The organism is Paenibacillus sp. NPDC058174, from assembly GCF_042883865.1.
Classification (GTDB): Bacteria; Bacillota; Bacilli; order Paenibacillales; family Paenibacillaceae; genus Pristimantibacillus.
In genome coordinates, this window is sequence record NZ_JBHVUY010000002.1 from 766,173 (window position 1) to 780,468 (window position 14,296).

The following is a 14,296-nucleotide window of genomic DNA, read 5'->3' on the forward strand; positions in this document are numbered from 1 at the left end:
CACGGATTTTTTTTTATCGTCCGCAGATAAGCATAAGGGTAAGGCGAAGTACAAAAAATAAGGCTTATCAAAGCTTCTCCTTGCGAATCGTCACATTTTCAACATGGCTTTTGCCGATTGTTACCGATATAATGTGAGGTGTAAAGAAAACCCGAAAAAAGGTGATTTTATTATGGTAACCGGCCGTTTTCGCACGCTTGCTATCGCATCGTGCATCGGAATGCTTCTCGTACTGCTTGCCGGAGCATTAGTCACGAACACCGGATCGGGGCGGGGCTGTGGTGATGACTGGCCGCTCTGTAACGGCAAATTTATTCCTTCTTACACGCTGGAATCATTAATTGAGTATTCGCACCGTCTGGTCACAGGCTTCGAGGGGCTGCTTGTATTGGCTGCTTTCCTTGCCACTTACCGGCTGTTCCGCTCCAATAAAGTGGACTTCAAAGAGCCGCTTTATTACGCGGGAGGCGCATTGCTTTTCACAATTGTACAGGCGTTAATGGGAGCTGCTGCCGTATTATGGCCGCAATCTCCGCCAATTATGGCCATTCATTTTGGGATCTCACTGCTTGCATTTGCGGCAACGCTGCTGCTCGTCGTCTGGTCCTACCGGGTCAAGAACGGACGCCAGGCGGTCTTCACCGTTCCGCGGTCCGTATACCCAAGAGTGCTGGCTGTATCGATTTTCTGCTATGTTGTCGTTTATCTGGGGGCATTCATTCGTCACACTGAATCGGCAGGCGGATGTCTCGGCTGGCCGCTGTGCAACGGACAGGTTATTCCTGAATTCGAAGGGGCGACAACGATCGTCTTTATCCACCGGGTTGCCGGTATGCTGCTTGGCCTTTCGATTCTGGGCTTGTATACGCATATCCGCCGGGTTACGAATGGCAAAGCAGGTCTGTTAATTCCAGCAGGCTGGGCCGTGCTGCTCGTCGTTTGCCAAGTGTTAAGCGGCGCATTGCTGACGGCTACACTTACGAATGACAATTGGTTTATTTTCACAAGCTTGCTTCACAACTTAATTATTACCGGTTTGTTCGGCATTTTGATCGATATGCTGATACGTTCCAAGCGGTTGCAGGAGAGGACGGATAACGGTTGATTTTTAACAATTTGCGTGAATTTATTGAGGTACTGAAAAAAGACAATGATTTGGCCATTATCGATGCACCAGTCGATCCTTATTTGGAGCTGGCCGAAATTCATCGTCGCGTTATTGAATCGGAAGGACCGGCGCTGCTGTTCACGAATGTGAAGGGCAGCTCTTTTCCTGTCGTGACCAATCTATTTGGCACAAGCCGCAGAGTCGATTTGGCTTTTGGCCCTCGGCCGGAAGCGCTGATGAAACAAATTATCGGTGCAACGGACCGGATTATGCCGCCTACGCTGAAGGCGATCTGGGGCGAGAAGAACTTGATTTGGGACATGCTGAAGGTCGGCATGAAGGAAACGCCTCCAGCGAATGCGCCAATTCTGCAGACGCTCCGGAAGGAACGTCCGCTTGCCGGGCTGCCACGACTGACAAGCTGGCAGGAGGACGGCGGACCGTTCGTTACGCTTCCGCTCGTCTATACGGAAAGCCTGCAGGCCCGTAAAAAGCATAATTTGGGCATGTACCGGATGCAAATCTTTGATGATTCGACAACGGGCATGCATTGGCAAATACATAAAGGCGGCGGCTTCCATTATTACGAAGCTGAACAGCGCAACGAAGCGCTGCCGGTTTCTGTATTCCTTGGAGGTCCTCCGGCATTGATCGCATCGGCGATTGCTCCGCTGCCTGAGCATCTGCCTGAGCTGCTGATGGCTTCGCTTATTCTGGGAGACAAGCTGCCTGTCGTGCAAAATCCGCAAGGCGGACACCGTATTCCGTCCGAGGCTGAGTTTGTGATCAGCGGCAAAGTGCCGCCGCATCTCCGCCGTCCGGAAGGGCCGTTTGGCGACCATTTCGGCTACTATTCGTTAACGCATGATTTTCCGGTATTTGAAGTTGACCATGTATGGCATCGGAAGGATGCGATCTATCCGGCGACGATCGTCGGCAAGCCGCGTCAAGAGGATTATTATTTGGGCGAATATTTGCAGCGTCTGCTTTCGCCAGCCTTTAATATGGTCATGCCAGGCGTCAAAGAGCTATGGGCTTACGCCGAAGCTGGCGTTCATGCGCTTGCAGCTGCGGTCGTTAGGGAATCCTATTCCCGTGAAGCGCTGTCGACGGCGTTTAGCATTTTGGGTCAAGGCCAGCTGACGCTGACCAAGTTCTTGATGCTGACTGATCAGCCGATCGATTTGTCTAAATTCGATGTATTGCTGGAGACGGTTCTGGAGCGGTTCCAGCCGCATTCCGATCTGTTCGTCTTTGATGAGACGTCTCATGATACGCTTGATTATACGAGCGGCAAGCTGAATCACGGCTCTAAGGCTGTTATGCTCGGCGTTGGTGAGCCCGTCCGCAAACTGCCTGCTATTTATGAAGAAGGCGCAATTGAAGAAATTACGAACGCGCAGGTTTACTGCCGCGGATGTCTCGTAGTATCGGGCGCTTCTTATGAAGCCGAGCCGAAGCTGGCGGAGCGTTTATTGGAGCGTCTGTCGCAGCGCGGCACCGAATGGCCGCTCATTATTTTGGCTGATGACGCTGAGATTGCTCATGCACAGACTCCATTCCTATGGACGGTATTTACGCGCTTTAATCCGGCTGACGATATTTACGCCTATGCGGAAGTCCGCCGTCACCACTTCGGCTACAAGCTGCCGATCGTCATTGATGCGCGTATGAAGCCGGGATATCCGGATGAATTGTTCCCGCGGGAGGATATTTCGTCACTGGTGGACAACCGCTGGAAGGAATATTTCAACAAGTAACGAAATCGCTAATAGAGAAGGGTGCTGATCCGTATGCTGCGATTCATGTTTGGCGAGCCTGAACGGAAAGCCGAGGGCTCATTAGCGGATGCCGTCCGCCCGATGGAGAGCTTTATTTCCATGCTTCAGAGCCGGGTAGAGGCAGGCAAAGATACTGATCACAAACTTCGAACGTATGAAATATGGACCAAAGGCTTAATCGCGTCATTGAATGAGCTTGAGCAGAGCTGCTATGCAGCTCAGGGCTTCCGCGAACGGATTAAAGCCAATACCGTTAACGATATGTCGGCTGAGGAGCTGCTGGATTACCGCCGTTACGTCTATTTTGACAAAAACGCCTTTATCCGTGTCTTCTCGCTAATGGACAAATTGAGCATTTTTCTGAACGATTTCCTGGAGATGAAGACGGAGCGAATTAAGCCGCATTTTTCTTATTTTACTGTGCTGCGCAATATGCGCGAGAAAAACGCGCATCCGAATCTGACCTGGAAGCTGAATGACGTGAAGGAAAGGCTGAAAGAGTCCACGAACCGGCTGCGTAAACGGCGCAACGTAGAAATTCATTATATGAATTCAGAAATGCAGGATGACCTGGCGCAAAGCCACAAAGAGTACGGCGAAGAGGTGCAGTTGGAAAACATCGCTTCGCAATCGGCGGATCTGACGCAAGGATTGGAGCTGGTGACGGAATCACTCCGGCTTACCTTCCAATATGCTTGCGACAAGCTGCGAACCAAGCAAGGGTAATTGCGAGGGGGGAATACTCGTGGTGCTGAATGGCCGGACGGCACTGGTTACAGGAAGCGCAAAGGGACTTGGCAAACGGACGGCGCTGCAGCTTGCGGAGCTGGGCTGCCACATCGTACTGAATTACGTCGACAGCGAGGCAGAGGCGCTGCAGACGAAGAAGGAAATCGAGGGACTGAATGTTAAGGCGACCGTCGTGCAGGCCGATATTGCGACTGTAGAGGGAGCGGAAAAGCTTGCCGCCGAAGCGATGGCGTGGAATGGCGGTATTGATATTCTGGTCAACAATGCGGGGCCTTTCATCCGCGAGCGTGTGCTGTTTGCTGATTATGATCAGCAGATGATCATCCGATTGATGAACGGCAATTTGCTCGGTGTGATGCTGCTCGATCATCAATTGCTCCCGGGGATGCGGCAGAGAGGCTGGGGACGCATCATCCATCTGGGCTTCGGCCATGCTGGTGAAGCCCGGGCATGGCCGCACAGGGCTGTCTACGCCGCTGCGAAGACGGGGCTCGTCTCCTTCACGAAGACGCTGGCCGTTGAAGAGGCGCCCCATGGCATCACGGTCAATATGATTGGACCAGGCGACATCAAGGGAGCGAACAAAGAGCGTTCCATCTCGGAGGTGGCGGGTGAGCGGGACTGTGAGTCGCCAGTCGGCCGTCCCGGAACGGGCGAGGATGTGGCTCGCGTTATCGGCTTCCTCTGCCATCCGCAATCGGATTTTTTAACTGGAAATATTATGAATGTGACGGGCGGCTTTGATCCGATCCGCAACAATATTTTGTAGTAGTGAAATGTGAACAAAGAACAACCCGGCGTTATTAGATCACGCCGGGTTGTTCTTTTATTTATTTGATCCTATACTGCCGTTCTTGAGTCAAAATGTAAAAGTGCAGGTTGTTAGCTGCTTTTTCGGCAATTTCTTGCTTCAAAAGATGACGTAAAGTATTTTGTGTACCAACATTTGGAGCATTAACAAGCACAAAAAAAGTAGGGTATCCTCGGGATGTCGAAGCCACGAAGAAAGGACCCTACCTCATGACTATATTACCCGAAAACCAGCTGAATGATCTATTTGAAAAACTTGTCACCCAGTTCGTCAAAGAAAACCTGGAATCCATTATGAAAGCTGAAATCAAGCATTACATGGACGACAATGCGGATCAGCGTAATAGCCGCAACGGTTATTACACGCGTGATTTACACACCAAATATGGTCACATCGAAGATCTTCAAGTGCCACGTGATCGTAATGGCCTGTTCCAGACTCACGTATTTGAACCGTATCAGCGCCGTGACGGTTGGCTAGAGGAGGCCATCATTCAAATGTACAAAAGCGGTATGGGCACACGGGACGTTGCCCGATTCATTGAAGGTATGTTTGGTAGCCAGTATTCTGCAACTACCATCAGCAACATTACGGCGACGGTATTGGAAGATATTCAAGCCTGGCACCAGCGTTCCCTAAACAGACGCTACTCCGTCATCTATCTCGATGGTCTCTATGTCAAACTCAAACGTAGCACCGTCAGCGGAGAGGTCGTCTATTTCGCCATGGGCATTGATGAGGATGGGCATCGCCAGATTCTGGGCTTTTACGTCGGTGGCCAAGAAAGCGCAAATGGGTGGCGAGACGTGCTCAAAGATCTCCATCAACGGGGGGCTCAGGAAGTACTCCTGGGTGTGTTTGACGGACTCCCTGGGCTGGAAGAAGCGTTCCGAGAAATCTACCCGAAAGCGGATGTGCAGCACTGTGTCGTCCATAAAGTTCGCGCCACCTTTCCCAAAATCCGAGTGCAGCACAAAAGCGATTTTCTGAACGATTTAAAGACCATTTACAATGCGCTGGACCATGACTTAGCTTTAGCTGCCTTCGATACGGTCAAGGCGAAGTGGTCGAAATTGTATCCGAAAGAGATCCAGTCTTGGGAGAACCAACTGTCGACTTTATTGGCCTTTTATTCCTACCCATCAGCCATCAAAGAAGCGATTTATACGTCCAATCCGATTGAGCGTATGAATAAGGAAATTCGCAAACGGCTCAAGCCGATGAACAGTTTAACGAACATAGAAGCTGCAGAAAAGATTATTTATCTCGATGCTTTAGACTACAATGAACGATTCAAGACTCGCGTGATGCGGGGATTCAACAGCTCCGAAGTCCGAGAAAAATTACAAGAAATGTTTGAATCGCGTTATGGTTCGGAGGATACGGTAGACTCCAGCGAAACTGTCACCAGCTCCTTTGAATCCAATACTAAATAGCTGATTATTTAAAACTCTCGATGGAAAACCCTACTTCCTTACACAAACTTCTTGACGCTACCCTTCAAAATGCAAATGTGCATGTTGATTGGCCTAAAATGCTTATTTGGAGTAAATCCGAGGGTTTTCAAATGCACTTTTGCATTTTGAAGGCTGTTTCAGAGCTTTTGGATACCCTTCAGCATGTACTTTTACATTTTGTTGCTCATTCAGGTAAAGGCGCTGCCAGTCCGCAGACAAAAAATAGGGGCGTCAGGGATAATCCCTGACGCCCCTATTCTTAATTAGAATACTTGAACGACTTCTTGAACGCCTTCTACCTCTTCGAGCAGTGCCCGTTCGATACCGGCTTTCAGTGTGATCGTCGAGCTTGGGCAGCTGCCGCAAGCACCCATCAAGCGGAGTTTAACGATGCCGTCCTCCACATCTACGAGTTCAACGTCGCCTCCGTCACGCTGCAGGAACGGACGCAATTTATCGAGTACGTCCAATACTTCGTCGTACATAGTGTCTTGTACTTGTTCACTCATTGCAATCATCTCCTTTCTCCCCTATTATAGTACAAAGTGAAGCGAATGAAAATGGATATCAAACCTTTAAGGCGTGGTGAGCAAAATTGTGTAAGACGACAATCGAATTTTGCGCCGGCAATATGCACCATGATGGCACGGAAGCCTTCATGCAGGAGCTGGAGAAGGATGCCTCTCTTCAAGTGATTGAATACGGCTGCCTAGGCAATTGCGGCGAATGTTATTTGCTTCCGTTCGCGCTTGTCGACGGCTTGATCGTCTCGGCTGCCGACGTGAAGCTGCTTAAGGAACGAGTTATGAAGCAAGCTTGCAGCGATAGGGAACGAGAGGCGAGCGGGGGACGCTCTTAATTAGCATTACCCGAAATGCCGTTTCGATTTCCAGAGCACGCCGCTTTTCACGAGACGCGGAATTTTGCCAACGAGCGGCGTGCCGCCCATAAGACCAAATCCGCTTTTTTTGCCAAGCGATCCGAGAACGCCCTTGAGCTTGAGCTTGCCAAGCTTAGGAGGCGTTTTGTCTTGCCATACCGCATGCATCACTTCGGCAATTTGCTTGCCCTGTGCGCCTGCCGCCTGACCGCTTGGAGAAAGCGGGAGGGAAGCGCAGTCGCCGACAACAAAAACATCGGTGTGATCCGGCAGCTGATGCCATTCATTGATGAGAAGACGGCCTTGATTGTCCTTCGGAAGGTTCAGCTGTTGAACGAGCTCAACGGGCTGAATGCCCGCAGTCCAGACGGTCACGTCCGTTAAAATCGTTTCGCCGGCATTGCTGTCATACAATGCGCCATGCTCAACACGGGAAAGCGAAACATGGCTCCGCATCTCTACTTGGTGCTCATCGAACCATGCGGCTACAAACTTCTGAAGCTGGCCGGGAAAAGCCGACAGAACGCTTGGCCCGCGGTCGATAATCCGGATATTAAGATCCGGACGGCTTTCTCTAAGCTCCGCTGCAACTTCAACCCCGCTAAGGCCCCCGCCAATAATGGATACTTGTCCATACGGGTTTACGTCATTGAGCAACTGATAAGTGCGTCTAGCGGCTGAAAAGGTCTGGATGCTCGTGGAGAACTGCTCGGCGCCTTCAATGCCGTGATAGTTGTCCGTACAGCCTAGTCCGATGACCAGCCATTCATAGGCGATTGAATCATGCCCTTCAATATGCACCATTTTACCGTCCAAATCGAGCCCGGTTACTTCACCGTATTTAGTCGTTATTCTTGGATCATGCGGAAACTTTACGCGCAGCTCGAGGTCGGATACAGTGCCAGCGGCAAGCGCGTAATATTCGGTTTTCAACCCTTGATGCGGCATACGGTCGATCAGAATAATCTCTACGTCAAGCGGGAGCTGCTTATCCAGCAAATCTGCTGCAATAGCTTGACCTCCGTATCCGCCGCCTAAAATCACAAATTTTCTCATTCCGGTTCCCTACCCTATCAAATGTCTGTAATGATGCCGATTATATGATACTAATATGTGCGTCCGTATGGTCAATTACTCGTATACTTTAATTTCGTTATAGAAGGTGTCGCGTTCTACAGGAATACGTCCTGCACCTTTAATGAGCCAGATCAGATCCTCGCGTGTGATGCCTTCCGGCGTCAAAGCGCCCGCTGCGTGGCTGATTCTTTCCTTCACAATGGTGCCATGCGCATCGGATGCCCCCATTGTCAGCGAGACCTGCGTCAGCTGCGTGCCGATGTTAATGAAGTAAGCTTTAATATGCTGAATATTGTCCAGCATGAGACGGCTGATCGCGATTGTCTTCAAGTCCTCGAAGGCCGAGTTGCGGCGGCGAATGCCCGCTTTCGGGTTAATCGGCTGCATTGACAGCGGGATGAACACTTGGAAGCCGTTTGTTTCGTCTTGAAGCTCCCGTATTTGCAGCATATGCTTGATACGGTCTTCATGAGATTCAATGGAGCCGTAGAGCATCGTCGTATGCGTGCGCAGTCCAAGCTCGTGAGCCGTACGATGAACCTCCAGATACTGGCTCACATCGGCTTTGTCGACCCGCATTTTTTTACGGTATTGATCGGATAAAATTTCAGCGCCGCCGCCGGTCAGCGATTTCAGGCCGACCTTCATCAGCTCCTGCAGCACTTCTTTATAGCTCAATCCGCTAATGCGCGAGAAGAAATCAATCTCGGCTGCGGTATATGCTTTCAGAGTGACATCGGGATATTTTTCATGCAACGCTTTGATGGAGTCCACGTAATATTGGAAAGGCACATGCGGATTGTGGCCGCCTACGATATGAAACTCTCGAACGCCCGGGTGAATATGCTGCTCGACGTATTCAATCATTTGCTCCCCGCTAAGCGTATAGGCGCCTTCCTGGCCTTCATCCTTGCGGAAGTTACAGAACGCGCAATGCGCTTCGCATACATTCGTGAAGTAGAGGCTCATATTTTCGATAAAATAAACCTTTTTGCCGTTCTTTTGCAAATTGACTTCGTTCGCCAACTGTCCGATTGTGAGCAGATCGTCGGATTTGTACAGAAACACTCCGTCTTCCAGCGTGAGTCTTTCGCCCCGGCGAACCTTCTCAACGATTTCCTGCATTTGCTTATTCTCGTTTTGTACAGCTATGTTCATGCTGACAGCCTCCTTTGTCTAAATACAGTCCGTATAGACATCATCTAACTACATACGCTTCTATAAAACTGGCGTAACGAAAAGCTTGCCGCGTCTCTAGCAGGAGGCGCAGCTTTGGTGCGAAGGGAATCCTATAGCGATTCGATTCGTTTGTCGAATACGATTGTGAAAAAAAGAACTTGCTATAACGATTAAGAAGCTGTCATTATTATAAACCTGTTCCGAAACAGGGGCAACCATTAAAGTGAATTCACAGCGCTTACAATATTGTTTCGTTTTATGCTGGATGAGACAGGCGTTATTCTCTTGAGGAAGCGGCGGAAGAGGAGTATACTACAGGTAGGTAACGGCTGTTTTACCGCGGCCTGATTGATGTATTTAGTGAAAATTGGAGGGATGCGGCATGATCACAATTAGTGATTCGGCAACAGATAAAATAAAAGAAATGCTGGAAGAGGAAGGCACACCGGGCTTGTTCCTGCGTATTGGCGTTAAGGAAGGCGGCTGCAGCGGCTTCTCCTACGGCATGGGCTTCGACGATGAGCAGAACGACAGCGATAAATCGCTGGAATTGTCCGGCTTGAAGGTTGTTGTGGACGAGGAAAGCATGAAATATTTGAACGGCTTGCTGATCGATTGGAAGGACTCCGCAATGGGCGGGGGCTTCACAATTGACAATCCTAATGCAACTGCTACGTGCGGCTGCGGCTCGTCGTTCCGCACGGCGACGGCAGCGGGCAACCCGGCTGCTGATCCTTGCTAAGTTAAGGGTTTTTGGTGTTTTAGGGACGTTGGTTTTAACTCATACGTTAGCTTTACGAAAGTTATATAACGTAGGATTGTAGATAGTATAGCGAAATTGTACGATAGAGAATACACTAAGTGTGTGCACTCAATCCCAATTCACGTGATTAAAGATTGTTAACTACGACCTCCTTTGACGGTAAATGCGAAAATTTACTCGTTATTGGAGGTTTTTATTTTGGTATTGAATAAACGTAAAAAAGCGCATCATGTTGCGTGGATGAAGTATGAAACGATAAAGTACCGCGATCACATCCATCCAGTTAAAGCGAGATGTAATCAGCTTGAATGTGTTATTTAAGGACAATTTGATTACATTGTTAACCTTTTGTGTCCTTAGATTTAACTAGTTGCTTTTTGGATGGTGAAGTTAGAGTAATGCTTCTGTAGCCTGATCAACTTTATCGAAACAGGATACCTTTTTCCGCACTGCGCGCGGTGACATCGCGGCACGCTGTGCTCAGTCACACGTCGGAGGTCAAAATTCCGGTAGACTACGGAAAGAATTCGCTAGAAGTGTAAATTACGTGTTTTGTTTTTTGTTTTGTTTGAGGTTGTTCGGCAGCATCATAGGCGACAATGTCCAGCTTACTTATTATATAACTTCGTTTTTATGCGTAGGTCATTTATTGATGAGAAGTTGTGTTCTTTATTCAGGGTTAGATATCAAAATTTACCTATAGCTCATTAATGAATGTTTGATAACAGTATAAAGCCATCCATCGTATGAATGGATGGCTTGTTTTGCTTATTTTAAAAAATTCAATATAGGTTCGAGTAATTGTCTTCCGTTATTTACAATCGAAATGATTTGGTCTGTCATACTAATGAAACCAACAAATTTTTTGGTGATTTCTTTTTCTTCTTCACTCTCTGCTAAATCAAAATTTAATAATATTGAACCTAAACTTGATTCTAGAGTGGTTGACAGAACTTCTGAACCCAGAATTTTGTACTGACTTAAACCCAAGCGTATTCTATAAATATTTATAATAAAAATGGCTTTAAGCTGTTTGTTTATATCTAGTGAATGAATATCAGATTCAATACTATTCAATTCGTTAAGTATATTATCAATTTTCTCATCATTTATTGAGTTATCATCGTCTAGCATATCGATTGTATATTCTAATCTTATGAGAGTTTCTTGGTCTACTTTATCACTGAATTTATATAAAGTATCATTACCAGTGAAATCAATGTAGATAAGGGCACTTTGAATAACATCTATAGGTTTTAAATATTTATCTTGATTAGATAAGTTTTTATTAATTACATCCTCCCTTGCTTTTTTAGTCAATTTTATTAGTTTGACAAATGATACTAATAATATATCAAGCTCTGTGGATTTTAAATCAAAAACTTCTGCAAAAGCTTTGGAACAGCTTGTACCTTCACTAAGGTCTTTTAATTTTGTTACAATTTCATACAATCTACTAACAGAGTTACTCATAAATCAATCCCTCCGTCCTATCATTTAACCAGATATATCCATTATCTATGCTTTCTTTGTTAATGTAAAGTTCGTGACGCATTTCAGAAGATATTTTCCTTTGTCTGCATCCCAAAAACAATTGAATAAAATAAACTCCGAGTGTATAGTTATTCATTATAAAGAATAATTATTCATTAGAGGGTGATGATCATGCCGTATAAAGTGTTTGTTGACGGGCAAGAAGGTACGACCGGGTTGAAGATTTTTGAGTATTTATCCAAACAACCGGAAATCGAGATTCTTAGAATAGACTCCCACAAAAGAAAAGATACCGAAGAACGAAGCCGGTTATTGAATGCAGCGGATCTCGTATTTCTGTGTCTTCCGGATTCGGCTGCACTAGAGTCCGTTGCGCTTGTGAACAATGAAAAAACGAAGATTATAAATGCCAGTACCGTATTTAGAACGGATCGCAACTGGATTTATGGCTTGCCTGAGCTGAAAAATCAACGTGAATTGATTCGCAAGGCAACGAGAGTTTCCGTTCCGGGCTGCCATGCGACTGGTCTTATTTTATCCATTCGGCCATTGATTGAGGCTGGCATTCTTCCGCAGGATTACCCGGTTTCATGCAACTCTGTAACAGGCTATTCAGGGGCCGGCAGAAGCGGGATTGAGGAATATGAGAATCCAATTATTGCGGCTGAGAAAAAGCTGAATGTGCCCCGGCATTATTCCATGCAGCTCAATCATAAGCATCTTCCCGAGATGAGGATGTATGCCGGACTATCGTATGAGCCCATATTTACACCGATCAAAGCTAATTATGCGCAAGGCATAGCGATGTCGGTTCCATTAACGGGCAGATATATGAAGGATGCTTCTGCCAAAGATGTCCATGAAGCATTGTCCGCTTACTATGAAGGAGAGCGTTTCGTTCAAGTCATGCCGTATGATTCAGAAGCTTACCTCGATGAAGGCCACTTTATATTGTCCGAATGCAATGATACGAACCGGCTCGAAATATTTGTTTTTGGACAAAACGGCAAAATCAATATTATTTCAAGATACGATAATTTAGGCAAAGGGGCATCAGGTGCTGCTGTGCAAAATATGAATCTCATGCTCGGATTCGATGAGAGCACTGGTTTGTTATAAACGCAATATGCAAAACGGACTTGCCTCTAAATTAAGGCGAGTCCGTTTTTGTCGTTCCAGCTATTTGTATGAAGGCTGCTCCTGCATCTTTTTAATATCCGCTATTCGGTTCTGGCCCCATATGTACATCATCTCCAAAATCGGCAGCAGCGTCATGCCAAGCTCTGTCATCGAATATTCGACTCTTGGAGGCACTTCGGGAAATACTTCGCGATGAATAATGCCGTCATCCATTAATTCTTTCAGCTGGCTGGTTAACATTTTATGTGTAATTTTCGGCAGCAGCCTCTGCAGCTCACTGAAGCGCTGGGGACCTTGTTTTCCAAGATGCCACAAAATGATTAATTTCCACTTGCCGCCGATAACGGACAGCGTTAATTCCTTTTCACAGTTGAAATCCCCGTTGCTGACCTTATCCATAATTTCTTTTCTTAGATCGGACATCTGACTTTCCCCTCCCCGCACAAAGGTTACTTTTTTGTAACTACCGCACATTAAAGTGCATTCTTCTTTTTTTTGAACACATCCATTAGTATTTGAACAGCCGGCAGCTAGCATGATTTTGAACGATAGTCGAATCATTATACCAAAGAATCATTCCATAAATAAAATGCATAAGGAGAGGATTATAGATGGAATTGCAATTAGCATTAGACCTTGTCAATATCCCGGAAGCGAAGGAACTGATTAAAGAGGTGGAGCCTTATATCGATATCGTTGAGATCGGTACGCCAGTCGTTATTAATGAGGGTCTGAGAGCGGTAAAAGAAATTAAAGCGGCATTCCCTGATTTGAAGGTGCTGGCTGATCTCAAGGTGATGGATGCGGCCGGTTATGAAGTGATGAAGGCATCTGAAGCCGGTGCTGACATTATTACGATTCTTGGCGTGGCTGAAGACATGACGATCAAGGGTGCAGTGGAAGAGGCAAAGAACCAACAGAAACAAATTCTGGTCGATATGATTGGTGTTCATGACATTGAAGGACGGGCGAAGGAGCTTGATGCATTCGGGGTCGATTATATCTGTGTGCATACCGGCTATGATCTTCAAGCGATTGGCAAAAACTCGTTTGAGGATCTGATGACGATCAAGCGCGTCGTGAAGCATGCAAAGGTAGCAGTCGCAGGCGGTATTAAGTTAAGCACACTGCCAGAGGTTATTAAGGCGAAGCCGGATCTTATTATTGTAGGCGGAGGAATTACCGGCTCGGAAGATAAGCCGGCTACGGCCGCTGAAATGCAAAAATTAATTAAACAAGGATAATGCCCTTATGCGGACTATTGAGTATGGCGCTGAAATTGTAAAAGAGCTGAATCAGACGTTAGCTCTCATTGCAGAGGAAGAAGCCGGCCAACTTGCCGATAAGATTGTTCGAGCAGGCAAAGTTTTTGTGGCTGGAGCTGGAAGATCAGGGCTGATGATACGGGCGTTTGCCATGCGCTTGATGCAACTGGGGATCGAAGTGTATGTGGCAGGCGAGACGGTAACACCAAGCTTCGGCAAAGAGGATCTGCTCATCATTGGATCGGGTTCAGGCGGGACCAGCAGTCTGGTGTCCATGGCCGAGAAAGCGAAAAGCTTGGGCGGAACGGTCGCGCTTATAACCATTTCCCCGGAATCGGCTATTGGAAAACGGGCAGACATTATCGTTAAATTGCCAGGCTCTCCGAAAGACCAATCAGGCGACGGATCTAAGACCATCCAGCCATCAGGAAATGGATCTAAGACCATCCAGCCTATGGGAGCCTTGTTCGAGCAGACGCTGCTATTGTTTTGTGACGCGGTTGTTCTGAAATTGATGGAGGACCGGCAGCTGGATTCCGCGGCGATGTATGGCCGACATGCTAATTTGGAGTAGGATCTGCAAGGGAGTTA

The 14,296-nt window shown here is 47.2% G+C and carries 15 protein-coding genes; 10 read left to right on the plus strand and 5 right to left on the minus strand.

Annotated features, from left to right (window positions below; genetic code table 11):
* Positions 1-172 precede the first annotated feature (172 nt).
* From ACFVVF_RS14995 to ACFVVF_RS15015, 5 genes are all read left to right on the plus strand, one after another.
* Complete coding sequence (locus ACFVVF_RS14995; RefSeq protein WP_387810770.1) at positions 173-1,105, plus strand: COX15/CtaA family protein; 933 nt, start codon at positions 173-175, stop codon at positions 1,103-1,105.
* Positions 1,102-2,868 carry a UbiD family decarboxylase gene (locus ACFVVF_RS15000; RefSeq protein ID WP_387810773.1) on the plus strand — a complete coding sequence of 589 codons (1,767 nt, stop codon included), beginning with the start codon at positions 1,102-1,104 and terminating at the stop codon, positions 2,866-2,868. Before ACFVVF_RS14995 ends, ACFVVF_RS15000 begins: the two co-directional genes overlap by 4 nt.
* A 45-nt stretch (positions 2,869-2,913) precedes the next feature.
* Complete coding sequence (locus ACFVVF_RS15005; protein ID WP_387810776.1) at positions 2,914-3,615, plus strand: Cthe_2314 family HEPN domain-containing protein; 702 nt, start codon at positions 2,914-2,916, stop codon at positions 3,613-3,615.
* A gap of 25 nt (positions 3,616-3,640) precedes the next feature.
* On the plus strand, positions 3,641-4,408 hold the full coding sequence (locus ACFVVF_RS15010; RefSeq protein WP_387811512.1) for an SDR family oxidoreductase: 768 nt from the start codon (positions 3,641-3,643) through the stop codon (positions 4,406-4,408).
* A 251-nt stretch (positions 4,409-4,659) separates the two neighbouring features.
* On the plus strand, positions 4,660-5,886 hold the full coding sequence (locus ACFVVF_RS15015; protein WP_387810779.1) for an IS256 family transposase: 1,227 nt from the start codon (positions 4,660-4,662) through the stop codon (positions 5,884-5,886).
* Positions 5,887-6,170: 284 nt separating this feature from the next.
* Here the strand turns inward: ACFVVF_RS15015 and ACFVVF_RS15020 are convergent, their stop codons facing one another.
* Positions 6,171-6,416 (minus strand): NifU family protein, encoded by a 246-nt coding sequence (locus ACFVVF_RS15020; RefSeq protein ID WP_042165422.1) that lies wholly within the window; start codon positions 6,414-6,416, stop codon positions 6,171-6,173.
* An 86-nt stretch (positions 6,417-6,502) separates the two neighbouring features.
* On the opposite strand from ACFVVF_RS15020, the gene ACFVVF_RS15025 reads away from it, so the two are divergent.
* A complete protein-coding gene (locus tag ACFVVF_RS15025) occupies positions 6,503-6,766 on the plus strand; it encodes a DUF1450 domain-containing protein (RefSeq protein WP_387810782.1) in 264 nt (87 codons plus the stop codon).
* Positions 6,767-6,772: 6 nt separating this feature from the next.
* Here ACFVVF_RS15025 and ACFVVF_RS15030 read toward each other — a convergent pair whose 3' ends face one another.
* Complete coding sequence (locus ACFVVF_RS15030; RefSeq protein WP_387810785.1) at positions 6,773-7,843, minus strand: NAD(P)/FAD-dependent oxidoreductase; 1,071 nt, start codon at positions 7,841-7,843, stop codon at positions 6,773-6,775.
* Between the two features lie 75 nt (positions 7,844-7,918).
* Positions 7,919-9,022, minus strand: a complete 1,104-nt coding sequence (gene mqnE / locus ACFVVF_RS15035) for an aminofutalosine synthase MqnE (RefSeq protein WP_387810788.1) — start codon at positions 9,020-9,022, stop codon at positions 7,919-7,921.
* A 403-nt stretch (positions 9,023-9,425) separates the two neighbouring features.
* On the opposite strand from mqnE, the gene erpA reads away from it, so the two are divergent.
* Positions 9,426-9,785 (plus strand): iron-sulfur cluster insertion protein ErpA, encoded by a 360-nt coding sequence (gene erpA, locus ACFVVF_RS15040; protein ID WP_387810790.1) that lies wholly within the window; start codon positions 9,426-9,428, stop codon positions 9,783-9,785.
* 789 nt (positions 9,786-10,574) lie between these two features.
* Here erpA and ACFVVF_RS15045 read toward each other — a convergent pair.
* Complete coding sequence (locus ACFVVF_RS15045) at positions 10,575-11,279, minus strand: hypothetical protein (RefSeq protein ID WP_387810791.1); 705 nt, start codon at positions 11,277-11,279, stop codon at positions 10,575-10,577.
* 192 nt (positions 11,280-11,471) lie between these two features.
* Between ACFVVF_RS15045 and argC the strand changes: the two genes are divergently transcribed.
* Entirely contained in the window at positions 11,472-12,419 is a 948-nt protein-coding gene (gene argC, locus ACFVVF_RS15050) for an N-acetyl-gamma-glutamyl-phosphate reductase (RefSeq protein ID WP_387810793.1), read from the plus strand.
* A 60-nt stretch (positions 12,420-12,479) separates the two neighbouring features.
* Here the strand turns inward: argC and ACFVVF_RS15055 are convergent, their stop codons facing one another.
* Positions 12,480-12,863 carry a winged helix-turn-helix transcriptional regulator gene (locus ACFVVF_RS15055; RefSeq protein ID WP_387810795.1) on the minus strand — a complete coding sequence of 128 codons (384 nt, stop codon included), beginning with the start codon at positions 12,861-12,863 and terminating at the stop codon, positions 12,480-12,482.
* 188 nt (positions 12,864-13,051) lie between these two features.
* On the opposite strand from ACFVVF_RS15055, the gene hxlA reads away from it, so the two are divergent.
* Together hxlA and hxlB are read left to right on the plus strand one after the other, a co-directional pair.
* On the plus strand, positions 13,052-13,684 hold the full coding sequence (hxlA, locus tag ACFVVF_RS15060) for a 3-hexulose-6-phosphate synthase (protein ID WP_387810798.1): 633 nt from the start codon (positions 13,052-13,054) through the stop codon (positions 13,682-13,684).
* Positions 13,685-13,691: 7 nt separating this feature from the next.
* A complete protein-coding gene (gene hxlB, locus ACFVVF_RS15065; RefSeq protein WP_387810801.1) occupies positions 13,692-14,279 on the plus strand; it encodes a 6-phospho-3-hexuloisomerase in 588 nt (195 codons plus the stop codon).
* The last annotated feature ends 17 nt before the right edge of the window (positions 14,280-14,296 follow it).